13 protein-coding genes and 6 pseudogenes are annotated in these 17909 nt (G+C 57.7%); 5 read left to right on the top strand and 14 right to left on the bottom strand.

Annotated elements, in window-relative coordinates; translation table 11 throughout:
* Nucleotides 1-147 precede the first annotated feature (147 nt).
* On the top strand, nucleotides 148-462 hold the full coding sequence (locus tag JNO11_RS03740; RefSeq protein WP_325176936.1) for a cell envelope integrity TolA C-terminal domain-containing protein: 315 nt from the start codon (nucleotides 148-150) through the stop codon (nucleotides 460-462).
* Here the strand turns inward: JNO11_RS03740 and JNO11_RS03735 are convergent.
* The gene (locus tag JNO11_RS03735; protein ID WP_111533478.1) at nucleotides 459-1526 is read right to left on the bottom strand and encodes an AraC family transcriptional regulator; all 1068 of its coding nucleotides are present in this window, start codon (nucleotides 1524-1526) and stop codon (nucleotides 459-461) included. The genes JNO11_RS03740 and JNO11_RS03735 overlap by 4 nt on opposite strands.
* A gap of 162 nt (nucleotides 1527-1688) precedes the next feature.
* Nucleotides 1689-2694, bottom strand: a pseudogene (locus tag JNO11_RS03730) (phosphotransferase).
* Nucleotides 2695-2943: 249 nt separating this feature from the next.
* On the opposite strand from JNO11_RS03730, the pseudogene eat reads away from it, so the two are divergent.
* Nucleotides 2944-4309, top strand: a pseudogene (gene eat, locus JNO11_RS03725) (ethanolamine permease).
* A gap of 83 nt (nucleotides 4310-4392) precedes the next feature.
* On the opposite strand, the pseudogene mak reads toward eat, so the two are convergent.
* Nucleotides 4393-5305 (bottom strand): annotated as a pseudogene (mak, locus tag JNO11_RS03720) (fructokinase).
* Nucleotides 5306-5451: 146 nt separating this feature from the next.
* Between mak and rdgC the strand changes: the two are divergent.
* Nucleotides 5452-6364: pseudogene (gene rdgC / locus JNO11_RS03715) on the top strand (recombination-associated protein RdgC).
* A 647-nt stretch (nucleotides 6365-7011) separates the two neighbouring features.
* On the opposite strand, the gene ppnP reads toward rdgC, so the two are convergent.
* From ppnP to aroL, 7 genes and pseudogenes are all read right to left on the bottom strand, one after another.
* The gene (gene ppnP / locus JNO11_RS03710) at nucleotides 7012-7302 is read right to left on the bottom strand and encodes a pyrimidine/purine nucleoside phosphorylase (RefSeq protein ID WP_009091800.1); all 291 of its coding nucleotides are present in this window, start codon (nucleotides 7300-7302) and stop codon (nucleotides 7012-7014) included.
* 95 nt (nucleotides 7303-7397) lie between these two features.
* Nucleotides 7398-8075 carry an AroM family protein gene (locus JNO11_RS03705; RefSeq protein ID WP_325176935.1) on the bottom strand — a complete coding sequence of 226 codons (678 nt, stop codon included), beginning with the start codon at nucleotides 8073-8075 and terminating at the stop codon, nucleotides 7398-7400.
* A gap of 1 nt (nucleotide 8076) precedes the next feature.
* Nucleotides 8077-9010 (bottom strand): annotated as a pseudogene (locus JNO11_RS03700) (DUF1177 domain-containing protein).
* A 10-nt stretch (nucleotides 9011-9020) separates the two neighbouring features.
* Nucleotides 9021-10581, bottom strand: a pseudogene (locus JNO11_RS03695) (OPT/YSL family transporter).
* A 288-nt stretch (nucleotides 10582-10869) separates the two neighbouring features.
* Nucleotides 10870-11622: an IclR family transcriptional regulator gene (locus JNO11_RS03690; RefSeq protein ID WP_325176934.1), complete on the bottom strand. Its 753-nt coding sequence runs from the start codon at nucleotides 11620-11622 to the stop codon at nucleotides 10870-10872.
* A 350-nt stretch (nucleotides 11623-11972) separates the two neighbouring features.
* On the bottom strand, nucleotides 11973-12164 hold the full coding sequence (locus JNO11_RS03685; RefSeq protein ID WP_010255272.1) for a YaiA family protein: 192 nt from the start codon (nucleotides 12162-12164) through the stop codon (nucleotides 11973-11975).
* A gap of 111 nt (nucleotides 12165-12275) precedes the next feature.
* Entirely contained in the window at nucleotides 12276-12800 is a 525-nt protein-coding gene (gene aroL, locus JNO11_RS03680; protein ID WP_010255270.1) for a shikimate kinase AroL, read from the bottom strand.
* 316 nt (nucleotides 12801-13116) lie between these two features.
* Between aroL and JNO11_RS03675 the strand changes: the two genes are divergently transcribed.
* On the top strand, nucleotides 13117-13833 hold the full coding sequence (locus JNO11_RS03675; protein ID WP_325176933.1) for a DUF2076 domain-containing protein: 717 nt from the start codon (nucleotides 13117-13119) through the stop codon (nucleotides 13831-13833).
* Nucleotides 13834-13835: 2 nt separating this feature from the next.
* Here the strand turns inward: JNO11_RS03675 and JNO11_RS03670 are convergent, their stop codons facing one another.
* Nucleotides 13836-14285 carry a YaiI/YqxD family protein gene (locus JNO11_RS03670; protein WP_010255266.1) on the bottom strand — a complete coding sequence of 150 codons (450 nt, stop codon included), beginning with the start codon at nucleotides 14283-14285 and terminating at the stop codon, nucleotides 13836-13838.
* Between the two features lie 168 nt (nucleotides 14286-14453).
* On the opposite strand from JNO11_RS03670, the gene proC reads away from it, so the two are divergent.
* Nucleotides 14454-15266: a pyrroline-5-carboxylate reductase gene (gene proC / locus JNO11_RS03665; RefSeq protein ID WP_010255263.1), complete on the top strand. Its 813-nt coding sequence runs from the start codon at nucleotides 14454-14456 to the stop codon at nucleotides 15264-15266.
* A gap of 67 nt (nucleotides 15267-15333) precedes the next feature.
* On the opposite strand, the gene JNO11_RS03660 is transcribed toward proC, so the two are convergent.
* From JNO11_RS03660 to iraP, 3 genes are all read right to left on the bottom strand, one after another.
* On the bottom strand, nucleotides 15334-16860 hold the full coding sequence (locus tag JNO11_RS03660) for an FAD-dependent oxidoreductase (RefSeq protein ID WP_325176932.1): 1527 nt from the start codon (nucleotides 16858-16860) through the stop codon (nucleotides 15334-15336).
* Between the two features lie 205 nt (nucleotides 16861-17065).
* Nucleotides 17066-17368 carry a PsiF family protein gene (locus JNO11_RS03655; RefSeq protein ID WP_010255256.1) on the bottom strand — a complete coding sequence of 101 codons (303 nt, stop codon included), beginning with the start codon at nucleotides 17366-17368 and terminating at the stop codon, nucleotides 17066-17068.
* Between the two features lie 115 nt (nucleotides 17369-17483).
* Nucleotides 17484-17735, bottom strand: coding sequence for an anti-adapter protein IraP (iraP, locus tag JNO11_RS03650; protein ID WP_010255252.1), 252 nt, complete (start codon nucleotides 17733-17735; stop codon nucleotides 17484-17486).
* Nucleotides 17736-17909 lie beyond the last annotated feature (174 nt).

Below are 17909 nucleotides of genomic sequence, written 5' to 3'. Positions count from 1 at the left end.
ATTCATGATGCCGGTCTGTAGACTGTCGGCAGCAGACCGGAAGATCTTTAAGGAAAGTTGGCCAGTTAAATGAATTTAATTAATATAACGATGAGAATGTTGCCGGGGGTGATTATTGCAATGTCGCTCAGCGCCTGTCAGCAACCTGTGACAAAGCAACGGGATAGCGTGGCAAACCTCTGTCAGCCGTCGAAAGATCCTGACAGCCAATCCTGTCACTGGACTAATCAAATGCAGCCAGTACTGAACCGGCAGTTCAGCGATGCGGCGCGTTACGCCGGTCAGCAATGTCTGGTACGGATGGAGTGGCAACCACACAGCAGACATTATGCGGTGACCCAGACGCAGGGTGATGAAGCGCTCTGCCTGCGCGCCTGGCAGCTGGTCGCGCAGACCCGCGATCTGCCGCCGCCGCCGGAGCCTGGACAACCGGCGTGGTTCGGCTTTGCGCCGCGCGGTTAGCTGGCCAGACCTTCCTGACGCCACTGGCGCGGACTGATGCCAAACCAGCGACGAAAGGCGCGTGAAAACGCGCTGACTTCCGAGTAGCCCAGCAGCAGCGCCATCTCAGAGATGGGCAGCTGCTTCTGCTGCAGATAGTATGTCGCCATTTCGCAGCGCACCTGATCGACCAGCGCGGTAAAGCTGCTGCCCTCTTCGCGCAGCCGCCGCTGCAGTGACCAGCTCGACAGTCCGAGCTTATCCGCCACCTCTTCCAGCACCGGCTCACCCTGCATCAGCGATAAATTAACCTGCGAACGCGCCTGCTCAATCATGCTCTGCTGCGACGTCCCACGGTTAAGCCGCCGGATCGCATCCTGCATCACCATTAACAGGATCGGATCGCTCTCCGGCATGGCGCGCAGCAGATCGCGCCTGGGGATCACCAGTGAATTAAACGGCTGATCGAACCAGACCGGGGCATCAAACACTTTGCAGTGATCGTGCCACTGGCCGGGACGCGGATGTTCAAAGTGGACTTCGCGCGGTGCCCAGTGTCTGCCTGCCACGTGGCGGATCAGATTCATAAACATCCCCAGCGTCAGCTCTGCATCCTGTCGGCGCGACAGGATCGCGCCATGTCGCACCTGATAATCCAGCCGCCAGCACTCTCCCTTATCCACCAGCCGGGTTAAGGTATCGTGCTGATGCCAGGGAAACGCGTTGACCACATTATGCAGCGCCTGTTCCAGCGTGGCGGAGCACAAACCGATGTAGCCGATCAGGCCTAATGACTGCGGTTTAAACTGCCTGCCGTAGTGCAAACCGAAGTTATCAAAACCGGAGTGACGCGCCGCCTCTTCCAGCACCCGACAGTAGTTAACCAGCCCCAGGCTGAGCGTCGGACTGGCCAGCCGCTCCGGATCGATGCCGCTGATGCCGAAGATGCGATCAACATCGCCGCCCTGGGTATGAATAAAGTCGCCTAAGCCGGTCGCCGCCGCTGCCAGCACGCCGTGATTGCCTGCCCCAGCCGCTGCCGAGCAGGCCGCAAACGCATCGGGCTTTATCAGTGTCGGATTCATGGTCGCCTCAGTCAGAATTCAGGTGGATCACCCGTTACTCCTATCCGAGCAATTTCCATACCAGGTCCCTGATGCCCGACGCGCCGCCTGCGGGCTGTCCGGGCGGCGCGCGGGCTACGCGCAGGGCACTGCGGCGGCGCAGCGACGCCCGCCGCTGGTGCATCAGACGCCGACCGGCAGCTGCTCACCTTCCAGATAACGGCGGCAGAGGCGGACCGAGTGGCTGGCCCACGCCGATCCCAGGCTGCGCGCCATTTCGGTTTCGGCATGTGATCCCACCCACGCGGTGAGCTGGATACGACGCTGGATTAACAGCGCGGGCAGCATGGCCATCTCCGCATCGCTGATATGCGCCACCTGTTCATAGCCGCGGATCCAGTGATCGATCCACTCTGGCGCGCGCGGATGATGCTCAACAAAACTGATCGCCGCCGCCAGATCGTGCAGATACCAGCCGAGCCCGCAGTCATCGAAATCGATCACCCGCGTTTCGCCCTTGTGCAGCAGCAGATTGGTCAGCCGCAGATCGGCGTGGATCAGGCCATAGCGATCCGATCCTTTACCGAACTGCGTCATCGCCGCGCCGACCTGGCTTATCGCCTGCTCTACCACGCCGTGATCGGCAGGATTCAGATCCGGCGCATCCTGCCAGCGTCCCCAGTGACTCTCTGCGCTGGTCATGGTGTGGTGATCCCAGATGATGCGCTGGAAACCCGCAGGTGGCTGCCACTGTTTACTGTGCTGATGCAGCCGCGCGGTGATCTGGCCGAGCTGCTGAAAGGCGCGAGGATCGACGTCGGTGGTCGGCATCTCTCCGTCGATCCAGTGAAACAGCACCACGTAGCGTTCACCGCCCTCCGGCAGCCGCAGCGTCAGCACGGTTTCGCCCTCTTTGTCCGGCACCGCTTCCGGCACCATAATGCCGGTTTCGCGCAGCGCATTGAGCCACAGCAGTTCGCTGACGATGTCGGCTTTTTTGATGATAATCGCCGCGATGCAGTCGCAGCGCATAACGCCGGCCTGCCGCCTGCAGCAGAAACGTGGCGTTCTCTGAGCGGCACAGCAGGCTGAGCTGGCCCTGCAGCGCGGCGGGATAACAGGCCAGCGCCTGCTGCGCCATCAGGGTGAGTTGGGAATCAGTCAGGTTGTCATATTGTTTAGCGCTCATCAGTCCGGCTCCTTGTCACTTGCGTTATCTCAGCATGCGTTGCCAGAAGGTGAGCTGCTTGACTCCGGAAGAGACAAAGTTGACCGCAGCGTGCAGCTGGCCCGGTTGTTGCCTGTGAGTTGACCGTGGAGGACAGAAGTCACTGCGCCCGCGTCAAGTCGTGGTGAGTAATGCAACGGCATTATCCCCTTACTGTAGCGTAATGGCGGTGTAACGCCGCGCGAAGCCAACAACGACGGGGATAACAGTATGACAAACAGACTCAAGCCCACTCTGGGCACCCTGCATCTGTGGGGGATTGCGGTTGGCCTGGTCATTTCAGGCGAATATTTTGGCTGGAGTTACGGCTGGGCCGTGGCGGGCACGCTGGGATTTCTGGTTACCACCGCGTTGATCGCCACGCTCTATACCTGCTTTATTTTTAGCTTCACCGAACTGACCACCGCGATCCCCCCATGCAGGCGGGCCATTTGCCTATAGTCGCCGCGCCTTTGGCGAAACCGGCGGACTGATTGCCGGTCTGGCGACGCTGATTGAGTTTGTCTTTGCGCCACCGGCGATTGCCATGGCGATTGGGGCTTATCTCAACGTGCAGTATCCCGAACTGAACCCGAAGACTGCGGCGGTCGGGGCTTACCTGGTGTTTATGACGCTGAATATTCTCGGCGTAAAACTGGCGGCGATGTTTGAACTGGTTGTGACGGTGCTGGCGGTGATTGAACTGCTGGTGTTTATGGGTGTGGTTTCACCCGGCTTCAGCCTGGCGAACTTTGCCGCGCACGGCTGGGCAGGCAGTGACAGCTTCGGACTGCCCGCCTTCTCCGGCATTTTCGCCGCCATTCCTTTTGCCATCTGGTTTTTCCTGGCCATTGAAGGCGCGGCGATGGCGGCCGAAGAGGCGAAAGATCCGACCCGGACCATTCCCCGCGCCTACATCAGCGGAATTCTGACGCTGGTGCTGCTGGCGATTGGCGTGATGCTGATGGCGGGCGGCGCGGGCGACTGGCGCAAACTTGCCGATATTAACGATCCGCTGCCGCAGGCGATGAAAATGATTGTCGGCGAACACTCTAACTGGATGCATATGCTGGTGTGGATTGGACTGTTTGGCCTGATTGCCAGCTTCCACGGCATCATCCTCGGCTATTCACGGCAGTTTTTTGCCCTGGCACGCGCGGGCTATCTGCCGCCTTCTCTGGCCAAACTTTCGCGTTTCCAGACCCCGCATCGGGCGATTATTCTCGGCGGCGTGCTGGGTATCGCGGCAATTTACAGCGATGGTGTGATTAATCTGCAGGGGATGACGCTGACGGCGGCGATGATCACCATGGCGGTATTTGGCGCGATTGTGATGTACATCATGAGTATGCTGAGCCTGTTTAAACTGCGCCGCAGCGCGCCGGAGATGGTCCGCAGTTTCCGTGCGCCGGGCTATCCGATTGTTCCGGGCATCGCCCTGCTGCTGTCGGTGGTCTGTCTGCTGGCGATGCTGTGGTTTAATCCGGTGATTGGCGCGCTGTTTTTCGCCATCATGCTGGCAGGCTATCTCTACTTCCTTGCCACCAAAGCCCAGCGCGATCGGGCGCCGCAGGACAGTATGCTGGTCGGCGAATAAAAACGGTGCGGGTGAGTGCCTTGGGTTAACGATTCAGCGCCGGGTCTCTCCGGCGCTGAATCGTCAGCGGATGCTCGGGTAACTCAGCCGTTAAGCGGCCAGAGCCACGCCGCACCGCGTACGCCGCTGGAGTCGCCATGCTGCGCCTTCAGCACCGGCGTTTCACACTCCCCGCCAAATACCCACTTCTTCATCAGCACCGGCACGGTCTGATAGAGACGATCCACATTGCTCATCCCACCGCCCAGTACAATCACATCGGGATCGATCAGGTTCACCACCTGCGCCAGCGATTTTGCCAGCCGCAGCTCATAGCGGCTCATCGCCAGTTCGGCGATCGGATCCTGCTGCGCCAGCAGCGAGACGATCTCCGCACCTTTGCGATGCACGCCGCTCAGCCGCTGATAGTCGATACCAAAACCGGTGCCTGAAACAAAGGTCTCAATACAACCCTGCTGCCCGCAATAACAGGGCACTTCCTGACGGTAGCGCAGCTCATCCTCATCCATCCACGGCAGCGGATTGTGGCCCCACTCACCGGCATTGCCGTTGCCCCCCGATACGCGACTCACCGTTGATCGCCACACCGGCGCCCGATCCGGTGCCGATGATCACGGCAAACACCAGCGACTTTCCGGCACCGGCACCGTCGATCGCTTCCGACACCGCCAGGCAGTTGGCGTCGTTGGCGATACGCACTTCCCGGTTCAGCGCCTGCGCCAGATCTTTATCCAGCGGCTGACCGTTGAGCCAGGTGGAGTTGGCATTTTTTACCCGCTTACTGTAGGGCGAAAGCGTGCCGGGAATACCGAGACCCACCGTGCCGGTTTCGCCGGTTTTCTGCTCCGCCAGCGTGACCAGATCGACAATCGCCTGTACCGTTGCCTGATAGTCATCACGCGGGGTATTCACCCGGTGGCGGAACAGCTCCTCTCCCTTATCCGACAATGCGATCACTTCTGTCTTGGTGCCACCCAGATCTATGCCTATGCGCAAGATTACGTCCTCGTTATTCGTTCAGGTGAGAGATACAGTAAAAGGCGTCTGCCGGAAAGGCAATGAAACCACTCCGATGTTTCGCTATCATGCGCGCTGACTCTCGCAGACTTGTGCGCCCGATCGCGCCACGGTAAGGAATCCCGATGTTGTGGTTTAAAAATATGATGGTTTATCGTCTGAATCGTGACATTCCGCTGTCCGCAGATGAGATGGAAAAGCAGCTCGACGCCTTCACGTTTTCACCGTGTGGCAGTCAGGATATGAGCAAGACCGGCTGGGTCTCGCCGATGGGCAACCGCAGCGATGCGCTGACCCATGAAAACAAAGGCCAGATTGTGATTTGCGCTCGCAAAGAAGAGAAAATCCTGCCTTCGCCGGTGGTGAAACAGGCGCTGGAAGCGAAAATCGACAAGCTGGAATCTGAGCAGAGCCGCAAGCTCAAAAAAGACCGAAAAAGATTCGCTGAAAGATGAAGTGCTGCACAGCCTGCTGCCGCGCGCCTTCAGCCGTTTCAGCCAGACCTACCTCTGGATCGACACGGTCAACAACCTGATTATGGTTGACTGTGCCAGCGCTAAAAAAGCGGAAGATACCCTGGCGCTACTGCGCAAAAGCCTGGGCTCACTGCCGGTGGTGCCGCTGACGCTGGAAAGCCCGATTGAACTGACCCTGACAGAATGGGTACGTTCAGGCGAGCTGCCTGCCGGATTCGCCCTGATGGATGAAGCGGAGCTGAAAGCGCTGCTGGAAGATGGCGGCGTTATCCGCTGCAAGAAACAGGATCTGGTGTGCGATGAGATCGCCAACCACATCGAAGCGGGTAAGCTGGTAACCAAACTGGTGCTCGACTGGCAGGAGCGCATTCAGTTCGTGCTGGCCGATGATGGTTCAGTGAAGCGTCTGAAGTTCAGCGACACGCTGCGCGACCAGAACGACGATATTGACCGCGAAGATTTTGCACAGCGCTTTGATGCGGACTTTATTCTGATGACCAGCGAACTGGCCGCACTGACCAGCAATCTGGTAGAAGCGTTGGGCGGCGAAGCCCAGCGTTAATCAGTCACCGGCAGAATCATCCTGACAGACGATATTCGCCAAAAAAAGGGCCGCTTAGCGTTAATGCTGCTCAGTTAAGATTAGATTTGTAAAAGGCTGTCACGGTCAGACGTGGCAGCCTTTTTTCCGGGCGAGCGAGCCTCAGTGCGGGCCAGCGCACCTCTGCTGCTGCCGGGCCGTCCTCGCGCCGCTCACGCGGTACCTTCGGCTTTGACGTCGTGCCGACGAACCGTTCGGGGATCGGCCCTCCCTGGCCGGCCCCGAACTGTCCACGCTTCCCGGCGTGGACTTCTGGCTCGTCGTCACGCCTCAGCGCTGCGGATAGCCCTTTCAGCAGCAGAGGCGCGCTGGCCTCCACTCTCGTGCCCTTTTTAACAATACACACTGAAGTTTCAGAGCAGGCCGGGGCCGGGCTGGGGCAGGCAATCCGCAGCGCTGAACAGAATGAGTCTGCCAGGAGAGCCCGCAGGACGCGGGCGAAAGGCGGGGCGGCACAGGATGTGCCATCCCCCGGCGGTCCGTCAGGCAGAGGAATGGAGTGAAGGAACCGCGCAGCGGCGCGAGGACCGCCAGCCCCTGCCCGGCACCAGACTGCGTTATCACCTGTCGCTTAACTGACTGGCATTACCGCTAAGCGGCCATTTTTTTTAATCTTTCAGGTAACGGCAGAGATAGGAACTTGGCTCGCCAACCTGCAGATGAAATTCGCTGTGACCCGGCACGTTAAACACCGAACCCGCTTCAAACCATTTCCACTCGGTTTCACCTGGCAATAATACCTTAAGCGAGCCGCTGACCACGGTCATCTCCTCCGGCTGGCCGGTACCGAATGTGTATTCGCCTTCAGCCATTACGCCCACGCTGGCACGTCCGGTGCTCGCACTGTCAAAACCGATAGACTTAACTTTTCCGTCAAAATACTCACTTACGTTGAGCATAATAGTTCTCCAGAGCACATGTTGTGTGTCTGGCAGTGTAGAAGGGAACCCGCTGATCTGTCACGCGAAATGATGGCCGTTTGTGATCTCTTCACTCAGGGAAGCAACTCCGCCGCCAGGCGCGCCACCAGCTGATTAGAGAGCAGAACCGGTACGCCCAGCCGCTGCTGTAACCCTATCCGATGCTGCTGGTGATAACCCATACAGTCGAGCACCACCAGCGCCGCGCCCTGCGCTTTCAGACTGTTTGCAGCATCGGCGAAGGTTGCCTGATCGCCCTGATAGGGACTGGCGACCGCAAAGCAGGGCTGCGCGGGCAGTTGCTGCCACTTACCTGCCTGCTCAACAATCTGCTCCTCAACCGGCACGACAATGCCGACCCGCTGCTGCTGCACCATGGCGCAGATGAGCGGTGGAATCAGGCGATCCGGCTCCAGCAGTAGCGCACGCTGGGTGCGGAGCCGGCTGAATTCACCGGTGCAGAGCAGCAGAATGGTCACGTAGCCCGCCTGCTCCAGCGCACTGATTTTGCGCTGCAATCCCTGCTCCACTTTCGAGGCCGCCAGCCGCACCTGTTCGCCACTCTGCAGCCGCGACACCAGAACCCGGTCGCCCGCTACTGGCGCGAAGCGTGCGGCAATCTCTGCCGCGCTGAGTCCATCCAGTAAACCGGCGTGATCGGTCAGCGCATCCGGCAGATGCTGCCGCAGCAGCGGCAGAATATCGCTGCGCGGAGACTGGCCGATAGTCAGCGTTACCAGTGGTTTCGTCATCTTAGTGATTCCGGTGACGCAGATGCGCCAGGCTGCCATAGAGCGAAATCAGCCGCGCATACTCTTCGGCGTCGTAGAAGTGACAGGTTCCACGACCAAACTCCTTGGCCACCTCAATGGCAAACTTCGCCGCTGCCGCAATGTCCACTTCATGGCTGGCGCCGGTTCCGCAGCCCGGCACCACCGACTCGGCAGTGATCGCCACCCCCCACCACCGGCACATCCGTGGCGGTAGAAGGTTGCAGAATGCTGTTGAGGTGATAAACCCCATTGCCGTAAGGCGTAATATCCTGAGTGGTGATGGGAAAGGTCACCGCCGGACGGCCGCTGGTCATCTCCATGATGCGCAGCAGATCCTCCGAAACTCGCAGGATGTAGCCCTCTTTCACCGTCGGCGACAGGGCAAAGCCTTTGTGGTTGATAATGCGGTTACCTTTGGTGGTGTCGATTGACAGAATTGCATCCACACCCGCCACCACTTCATTATCATTCATGGTGATATCGTCAATCGGCGAGTCCATGAAATCGACCGGCAGATGCGGCCGCGTTGGCGCATCCGGGCAGATATGGGTGGTAATGATGACGTCGCCATCGAGCCTGTCGCCTTTGCTCTGCATCTGCGCCAGTTTAAGCGCGCTGGCAATGGCCGCGATCGCGCCATCCGCATCTGACACCATGCCGATACGACCAGGACGAGCGCCGATGCCACCAAGGCGACCAATAATCCCCAGGGTCGGTGCACTGCCGCCGCCTGATTTGCCCTGCGTCCCCGGAATATCAATGCGCACAAAATCGGTGCGGCCTTTGGGACCGGAGACACGGGTAAAGCGGGCATCAACATCAGGATACGCCGCGAAGAGATCCACCACCTGCTGTCCGTCAATGTGGGCGCTATCCAGTAACTCAAAAACCGCCAGGGTCTGCTGCAAACTCATGCTTTATCCTTTATTTCTTGCTGCTGCTGGCAAACAGCGAATGAAAGAAGCTGTAGAGGGCATCACCGGCAATAAAGCCTGCCGCCATCACCTCCATAGGCGACCGGCCCCGCTCGCCCCAGATCCGGATGATTACGATGCGTAAGGCGATCCCCACCACCACTGCCCAGCCCGCCATGGCGTTATTAATTAATAAACCGGTGGCGAGCAGCACGCCCAGCTGGCGTTTCGGCCCGCCGATCAACTGGATAATGGCCCCCCGGAATCGCCCACATCAGCAGATTCCCGGCGATACCTGGCTCAGCACCCGCCTGAATGGTTTTGGCATACACCCGGGCTACAGGCGGCAGCAGGTTGTCAGCAAAGAAGAAGGTATGGGCGTACCAGACCAGCGGAATCGACACAACAAAGGCGATCATAGCTGCGATGAGCTGAATGCGACGTCCCCAGAGCTCCTGCTGCAGATCGGCACCGTTGCCGCGCAGGATAAAGCCCGCCTTCAGGTCATAACCCATATCGGCGAACGCCGGACCGGTGGCAGCAGTAAAGCCGCACAGCAGGCAGAGCGCCAGCGGTGGGAAGCCGATCAGAATGCCGATAATCAGCGTAATCAGCGCCACGGCAAAGGCCGGGAACCAGCCGGAGTGCATAGCGGCAATGCCGACAATCAGTTCATGGGCGAAAGCAGCAAACGCGGCATAAAGAACAAACAGCAGCAGCATCGCGATGCCCATCTCACTCCACAGGCCGCCCGCCAGCGCCAGCAGCGCCGAAATCACGATATAACCCACGCTGCCGAAACCCAGCGCCCGCTGCACCTCATTGCCATTACGGCTCACCACCAGCGCATCATTTTTGCGGCTGCGGATCACCATCACGACCTGAATCAGCGCCACCAGACCGGCACCGACCATCACGCCATGCGGAATATAGAGCGCATTAATATCAATACCGGCCACCGGCTGCGCATAGGCACGCAGCAGAAAACCGATGCCAAGCATCGACAGCGCCCAGATATTGCCGATAAACGCGGTGCCGAAGGCAGACATCGGGATCTTCAGCATGGCACCGACGACGCCACCCACGATGCCCAGCACCAGCAGCCACGCCTGGCGTCCGCCTTTATCACCCGCTTTGATCGCTTCCGCTGCTGCAACGCCCGGTGGCCAGGCATTACTGGCCGGAAAGACGCGGGTATCAAACAGCCGATAGAGCAGCCAGGCATCCAGCAGAATCGCGGCGCTGACGCCACAGAACAGCGGCAGGACCAGTTGCGGTTCACCCAGCGCCCAGGGCACGGCAATCGGCATCAACAGACTGTTCGCCGCCCCAAAGGTGGCAGAAGAGATGGCGGTCTGCGCCAGGTTCTGGATTTCAATTGAACGATAACGGCGAAATGCCTGCAGCGGAATACGCGCCAGCAACATGGCAAACAGCGCGCCGATAATAGAGGTGTTAGGCGTTACGCCAATGGTGGTAATCAGCTGAATGCCAATAATGGCACCCGCGATGGAAAGAAGAATTAAAACCAGTACCACGCCAACGTGCTTAATCGGATTTACCCGTTCCATACGTCCCCGCCAGTCCTTGTCCAGAAGAAATGAAATAACGTCTACCCGCCTGCTGGCCGGTTTACGCCGGTTATCAGTTTCACTGCTCTGATGCGCACAGAGATTGCAACAGCCACTGCAGATGGTCGTCCCTCCGCATGCTGAACCGATACAGGAGGCAATGAGAGACGGACACAGGCAAGCGGAGTGCTGCGTAAAACGTGGCGATCAGATTGAAAGAAAAAGGCCCGAAGGCCTTTGTTTTCCCTGGTGTGGCGAAAGTACTACGCCGATAAAAACGGTGTGCAGTTACGCGCCATATTTTTCGGTCATCTCAGTGGCCGTTGCGCGTAATGCTTCAAGGAGCTCTGACGGGAAACCCGGTTCAGACTCCATAGACGGAAACGACAGGCAGAGTGCCACCGTTTCGCCATGATGTTTGTTATGAACAATAACTGACAGCGAGCTGATGCCTGGCAGCGATTCATTTCGGGCCAGTGACCAGCCCTGCTGGCGGATCTCAGCCAGTCTGGCACAGAGTGCCTCAGGACTTTGCGGCGAGTTCGCTGATGCGACCTGCCATTGATCATGGAAGCGCGCCAGCACCTCTTCATCGCTTAACTGCGCTAACAGCGCCCGGCCGGTTGAGGTCGCGGCAGCCGGCATCCGACTGCCCGGCGGCGTGACCATCTGCGTAAAGTGACGCCCATGAAACATACGCATCACTAATACTTCCCGCCCGTCGAGCTTCGACACGTAACCCATGCAGCCGGTCTTCGCAGCCAGCCTGACCATCGCCGCTGAAACGCTGTCAACCAGCGGTGCCGAAAGATAATGTCCGGCGGCAGCCAGCAATACGCGACCAATGTGATAACCGCGCGTATCCGCATTCCGCTCCAGCAGCCCCTGACTTTCCATGGTGGCCAGCAGACGCGAAACGGTGCTTTTTGGCAGGTTTAACGCCTCAACCACCTCACTGAATGAGAGACCAACATGCCCCTGCGTCAAACCTTTGTGCTGAAACAATCGAAGTACGGCGGCAGCATTTTCAAGTGTGGTCATGTTACGTGTTCCACTATATGGAACTAAGTTCCTCTGTTGGTTTGATGAAAATAAAGCGTGGCGCTGAATCGGTCAAGCGACAATTTGACTCACACAGAGATCGGCAGCAGAGAAAATAAGGGGATAAAAATGATTAGCGGGGCTTTATCTGGTGAGACAAGGAGAGTGCAGAACAGAAGCATACGCAGAGAGCATTCGACAGTAAATCTGCGTCAATTTCGCTTCTTAAATAACCCGATCGACTGCAGGTGGGAGTAAAAAAGAGGCGTGGTTCAGGCACAGCGTCAGGCGGGTCAGTAATAAGCAGTTATCCGGTGTAACAGGCTGGCGTCCCTGCCAGCAGTGAAGCTTTACTCTTTTTCAACGTCTTCGTAGCGCGCTTTAGCGTCACGCGCTTCTTCTTCCGTTTCGTGCTCACTGATTAATGAATTCGGTTTGGGATGATCAGCACGCAATTCGTAAGAGGTTACTTTATTACCTTCAGTGCCCTTTTCAACTGGCACAACTTTCGCTTCACGTGGATACGGTGGTCTGGTCGGCATACTGTGTCCCTCTTGTCTGAATAACATTCCACAGGACAGGCCGCTGCCTGTCATAGGATAAGTATAGACAATGCCGTCTGAAGCGGGATCAAAGCGGGAAAAATCTGAGGGTTAGCTGGCGCGCGCCAGGGAGAGTGACAGCAGAATTTCCTCTACCACGCATTCCGGCGATTGCATCGCATTCACCTGATGATGGGCCGCAGCCTGATAGAGATGCGCACGTTCACGCAGCACATCACTCATCTCATCAGCAATCGGACGGCCGGTTAAGGTCGGACGCTGGGCCGCTTCAGGTTCACTTTCCAGCCGCTCTGCCAGCACCTCGGGGGACGCGCTAAGCCAGATCACCTGGCCCTGCTCCTGCATAAAACGGCAGTTCTCTTCAGCCAGAATCATGCCGCCGCCAGTGGCAATGACGGTTCCGGGTGCCGTCACCGCTTTGAGCGATTCCGTTTCACGGGCGCGGAAACCTTCCCAGCCTTCCTCTGCCACAATCTCCGTCACACTGCGCTGCGTGCTGAGTTGCAGATGGTGATCGGTATCCGTAAAGGCGTAGCCCAGCGCCCGCGACAACGCCTCGCCGACCGTGGTTTTGCCGCAACCGCGAGCGCCAATCAAAAAGATGGGTAGTGACATCAGGGCCGTTCCTCCGCCTGACCGCGCGATGCGGCTGCATGGTGAGCTTATTAATGCGACGCATAATAACTGGAAATTATTATGGCCTCTACCTGTCAGGCACGATTTACGCATTTTCGTCCCCTGAACAGCGACAATCTTTGTGTTTTCAAGGGGGAAATGCATGCACGTTTTGTGCATCAGGGCCGTAACAGAGCGATAAAAACTCCGCAAAAGAGCGGCTAAAATGCGTCGGCAATATTTGCTTACTGCCCCGATTTTACTTTTCACGCTGGCGCCCACATATACTGGTAACAATCGCCACAGGAGAGTCATCATGCAACGCGAAGAACAACAACTGATCGAAGGGCTGTTCAGCCGTCTGAAACAGGCTGAAAGCCAGACCGTGGCACGCGATACCGCTGCCGAACAACTGATTAACCACCATCTGCAGGCGCAGCCGGGCGCGCCTTACTACATGGCACAGGCGATCCTGATTCAGGAAGCGGCGCTGAAAAAACTCAATGAGAAAGTATCAGCGCTGGAAAGCCAGCTGGCCCAGCAACAGCAGCAGCAACCTGCACAGAGCAGCGGCGGCTTTCTGTCCGGGCTGTTTGGCAGCGGTTCGCGTCAGCAGCCGCCTGTGCAGCAGCAACAGCAATCGTCACCGTGGAACAGTGCGCCACAGCAACCGGCTCAGCCGCAATATGCGCCTGCACAAGCGCCTGCACCACGCGGCACCGGTTTCCTCGGCGGCGCACTGCAGACAGCTGTGGGTGTGGCGGGCGGTGTGGTGATGGCCGATATGCTGACCAGCATGTTCCACCATTCACAGCCGGAAGAGATTGTGAATATCATCAATGAGCCACCCCTGCCCGATGTGAATGACAATCTCAACACCTTCAACGGTGGCGATGACAATGCCGATACCTTTAACGGCGGTAACGACAACGCCTTCCTCGACCAGAATACGGGCTGGGACAGCAATTATGCCGACAACAGCGATCTCAATGATTTTGGCGGCAACGATTACGACGACGACAGCTTCGTTTAACTTCAGCGTTTCTGCTGGGTGAGCCAGCTATCCAGCTCATTTGCAAACTGCTGGCGGTCACGCGGACTCATCGCCGCGGGGCCGCCGGTCTGCACGCCGCTTGACCGCAGGGTATCCATAAAATCCCGCATCGTCAGGCGTTCACGTATCGTCGCCGGTGAGTAACGCTCGCCGCGCGGATTCAGCGCCGCCGCACCCTTTTCAATCACCTCTGCTGCCAGCGGGATATCGGCGGTGATCACCAGATCGCCTGGCTGACAACGTCTGACGATCTCATTGTCCGCCACATCAAATCCGGCAGGCACCTGCAGGGTGCGCAGATACGGTGAGGGCGGCACACGCAGAAACTGGTTCGCCACAAAAGTGATGGTAGTTGCGGTGCGGTCGGCTGCGCGGTAGAGCACCTCTTTGATTACATTCGGACAGGCATCGGCATCGACCCAGATAAACATCATCATTCCTTACAGTCAGAGAAGAGTAAGATCTTGCCGGGTTCCCCTTAAATGGCAAATTTTATTTGCGGCGTGCTTTCCAGCCTGCGCCCGGCTGACTTGTTATTCAGGCTGGCTGAAGTAAGCTAGCTCACTGAGAAAAACGAATAATGTCCTAAGGAGATGGCGATGCTGGCAAAGAAAATCGGGTTTATCGGCGGGGGAAATATGGCGAAAGCCATTATCGGCGGACTGGTCAACAGCGGCAAAATCGCCCCGTCTGATATCTTCGTTTACGATCGCAAAGCAGAGACCAACCAGGCGATGGCAGAGCAGTATGGCATTAACGCAGCGGAGAGCGCTGAAGCGCTGGCGCGTGAAGTGGACATCCTGTTCGGCGCGGTCAAACCCAATGTCATTCTGAAAGTCTTAAAAGAGCTGACAGGCAGCCTGAAAAAAGAGGCGCTGGTGGTGTCGATTGCGGCTGGGGTGACGCTCGATTCGCTCTCATCGGTGCTGGGTTACGATCGTAAAATTGTCCGTGCGATGCCGAATACTCCCTCGCTGGTCAGCGAAGGCATGACCTCGGTCACGCCCAACGTGCTGGTTGAGCAGGCGGAAATCGACGAGGTGATAGCGATTTTTGAGAGCTTCGGCAAAGCGGCCGTGGTGGATGAATATCTGATTCACTCCGTGGTCGGCGTCAGCGGTTCTGCGCCGGCCTACGTGTTTATGTTTATCGAAGCGATGGCCGATGCGGCCGTACTGGGCGGCATGCCACGCGCTCAGGCCTATCAGTTTGCTGCACAGGCGGTGAAAGGGGCGGCGCAGATGGTGCTGACCACCGGAAAACATCCGGCTGAACTCAAAGATATGGTCTGCTCTCCGGGCGGCACCACCATCGAAGCGGTGAAAGTGCTGGAAGAGAAAGGCATGCGCTCGGCGGTGATGGAAGCGATGCTGCAGTGCATGGCGAAGTCAGAGAAACTGAGCCGCAGCTAACCGCTCAACAAAGGATGTGCAAGGCGGCCCCGCACGCTGGCCCGCCTTGCCTCCAGCTTAACAGATATTAACGGATCTGTTCCTGACAGAGCGCCACCGCGTCGGCAAACGTCATCGGCTGCTGCATCCGCTCCACCAGCTCAGCGGTCAGCGTATACATGCCGCATGAGCAGATTGCCGCCAGCCTCCCCTGCTGGCCATAAAACGCCATAAACTTTTTATCCTCCAGCGAGCCAATCAGCTGGAATGAATCCCATTCTTTGGCATGGCCCAGATACTCATAACGGGTGCCATACTGCGTAGTCCAGAAGAACGGCACACGATCAAACGCGACGGTCTGGTCCAGCATATTCCATGCGGCGGTTTGTCCCTGCTGATGCGCGACGCGATAGTGCTCAATGCGCAGCGGCCCCTGTGCCGACGGATACGTGGCGATATCTCCCGCCACCCAGATATTGTCAGCGACCCGCAACTGCTCATCCGCCTGCAGGCTGCCATCCTCTGCCAGCGGGAGATCGTGGATAAAGTCGGTAGCCGGTTCGACCCCGGTGGCAAACAGCACCACCGTCGCGTCCAGCAACCGTCCGCCCTTGAGCTGCACGCCACTCACCCGCTGGTCGCCCTGTAAGGCTTCGATCTCGCCCTGCACCCACTTCACGCCGTTCTGCTCATGCAGCTGATAGAAATAGCGGCCAATCTGATCGCCAAACTGTTTAGCAAAGGGCAACGCCTGTCGGGCGATTACCGTCACGTCAATGTCACGATTACGCAGCGCCGACGCCAGTTCGGTGCCGATAAAACTGTTGCCGATAATCACGATTTTATGGCTGGCATCCACCGACTGAAGCAGCTCATCGGTCTGCGCTTTGCTGCGCAGCAGATGAACCCCATCGAGATCGCTGCCCGGCAAATCGGGGCGGACTGGCGTCGCGCCGCTGGCGATCAGCAGTTTGTCGAAGGCGAGCGTCTCGCCATCCTCAAAGATCAGCCGTTGCTGCTGAGCATCCAGGCGACTCACCGTAGCCTGAAGTCGTTCAACGTGGTCCATCACATCCGCTTTCAGCAGCTGCGGCACCTCGCTGATATCCATTTTGCCCGACGGCACAAATTTGGTCAGCGCGGTGCGGTCGTAAGGCGCATCCGCTTCCCGCTCAACCAGAATCACGCGGCCTTTAAAGCCTTCATGGCGCAGACGCCACAGCGCCGCGCTGCCCGCCGCCCCACCACCGAGCACCACATAGACCGGTGCGGCTGCCCCACTGCCAATCGGCGCCGCGGGCGACATCGCTTTCGGATTCACCAGCACCCGGCCCTCTTCAATGCGCAGCGGATACTGTTTGAGATCGGCTAACGCCAGCGGTTCACACATTTTTCCACTGGCCAGATTAAACGCGGCTTTGTGCCAAGGACAGACCAGCCGATCGCCGCAAATCGCGCCCTGCTCCAGCGGCGCGCCTGCGTGCGGGCATTTCGCCTGATAAGCACGTACATTGTCGCCTTCGCGGATCAGCAACACTTCCACCTCGCCGAGCGTTTTTTTAACCGGCTGGCGCTGGGGCAGATCGTTCAGGTCGACGGTAAATTGATAGTTCACGACATGGCTCCTTTAACGGTTCTTGTCTTGTGCTGCGCGGCAAAACAGAGTGCTGCGCAAATCCCCACAAACATTAAGTGTGGCAAAAGAACCGGGAAGCCTGGCGATGAATGCTTATCAGAAGGTTAACATGCTGTTATAGAATGGAATTTAATCAGCACTGCGCGGGAAGGAGAAGCGGCCACCTGCGTGGCCGTGGGGATAATCAGCTTTTTTTCAGGCACTGGCTCATAAAGGTTTTACGCGCATCGCCCGCCAGTTTTTTATCACCAGCTTCGCCGTTACAGCTTTTCATTTTCATCTGCTGCGGTGACATCTGCGACAGCTTGCTGTCCTTTTTCAGGCATTCACTCATAAAGGTTTTGCGCGCATCCCCTTTAAGATCCTGTGATTTAGCATGCTGGTTACACATCGTCATCTTCTCCTGCTGCGGGGTCTTTTCCGCCGCACCGGCCAGTCCACTGACCAGCAGGCCCGCCATCATCATCGCCATTAAACCGACTTTCATCTTGTTATCTCCACAGTGGATTGTCCTTTGTTATTCTGGCAGCGAATAAGCAAAGCGGAAAATGTTTCAGGTCAAAGTGATGTGAAGATCCCATTCCAGTCTGGCACTGGGATTGTTACTGACGAGGATGGCGGAGTAACTTTTCGATGTAATTGCGCAGCAGTTGCGCATTTTCATCTCCGGCATCGGCCACATTGTCTATTGCGGTTTCAATACTGGTGGTTATAGCCAGATGTTGTTGCGGCTCCAGCTTGCGAACCAGTGCGGTAACAACAATCTCCAGCGCTTCGATTTGCGCCATCTGCTCTTTGGCTGTCGCCTCTTTTTCAGCCAGCTTTACCAGCAATTCAGCAATCAGATTTTTCATGCTGTTATCTCAGCGGTGGAGAAAAGCTGAAATTATCACCACGCTGGTTAAAAAAACAGAGGGTAACCGCTACTTTTTTCAGTGAGTTAGCTCGCATTCCTCACCGTCTGCTCAGACGATTCCGGCTAACCTTGCGAGCGAAACGTTTTCCCTGCAATCAACGCTATGGTTAAA

This window comes from Pantoea sp. 1B4, assembly GCF_016925765.1.
In the GTDB taxonomy this organism is placed as follows: domain Bacteria; phylum Pseudomonadota; class Gammaproteobacteria; order Enterobacterales; family Enterobacteriaceae; genus Pantoea; species Pantoea agglomerans.
This window is presented reverse-complemented; position numbering and strand designations above follow the sequence as displayed.

What these genes read in the sequence shown, in the direction of transcription:
- JNO11_RS03670 (WP_010255266.1), bottom strand. Translation starts at nt 14,285, where the DNA reads ATGTTTATCTGGGTCGATGCCGATGCCTGTCCGAATGTAATCAAAGAG.
- JNO11_RS03685 (WP_010255272.1), bottom strand. Translation starts at nt 12,164, where the DNA reads ATGCCGACCAGACCACCGTATCCACGTGAAGCGAAAGTTGTGCCAGTT.
- proC (WP_010255263.1), top strand. Translation starts at nt 14,454, where the DNA reads ATGCTGGCAAAGAAAATCGGGTTTATCGGCGGGGGAAATATGGCGAAA.
- JNO11_RS03705 (WP_325176935.1), bottom strand. Translation starts at nt 8,075, where the DNA reads ATGACGAAACCACTGGTAACGCTGACTATCGGCCAGTCTCCGCGCAGC.
- JNO11_RS03655 (WP_010255256.1), bottom strand. Translation starts at nt 17,368, where the DNA reads ATGAAAGTCGGTTTAATGGCGATGATGATGGCGGGCCTGCTGGTCAGT.
- JNO11_RS03690 (WP_325176934.1), bottom strand. Translation starts at nt 11,622, where the DNA reads ATGACCACACTTGAAAATGCTGCCGCCGTACTTCGATTGTTTCAGCAC.
- iraP (WP_010255252.1), bottom strand. Translation starts at nt 17,735, where the DNA reads ATGAAAAATCTGATTGCTGAATTGCTGGTAAAGCTGGCTGAAAAAGAG.
- JNO11_RS03675 (WP_325176933.1), top strand. Translation starts at nt 13,117, where the DNA reads ATGCAACGCGAAGAACAACAACTGATCGAAGGGCTGTTCAGCCGTCTG.
- aroL (WP_010255270.1), bottom strand. Translation starts at nt 12,800, where the DNA reads ATGTCACTACCCATCTTTTTGATTGGCGCTCGCGGTTGCGGCAAAACC.
- JNO11_RS03735 (WP_111533478.1), bottom strand. Translation starts at nt 1,526, where the DNA reads ATGAATCCGACACTGATAAAGCCCGATGCGTTTGCGGCCTGCTCGGCA.
- ppnP (WP_009091800.1), bottom strand. Translation starts at nt 7,302, where the DNA reads ATGCTCAACGTAAGTGAGTATTTTGACGGAAAAGTTAAGTCTATCGGT.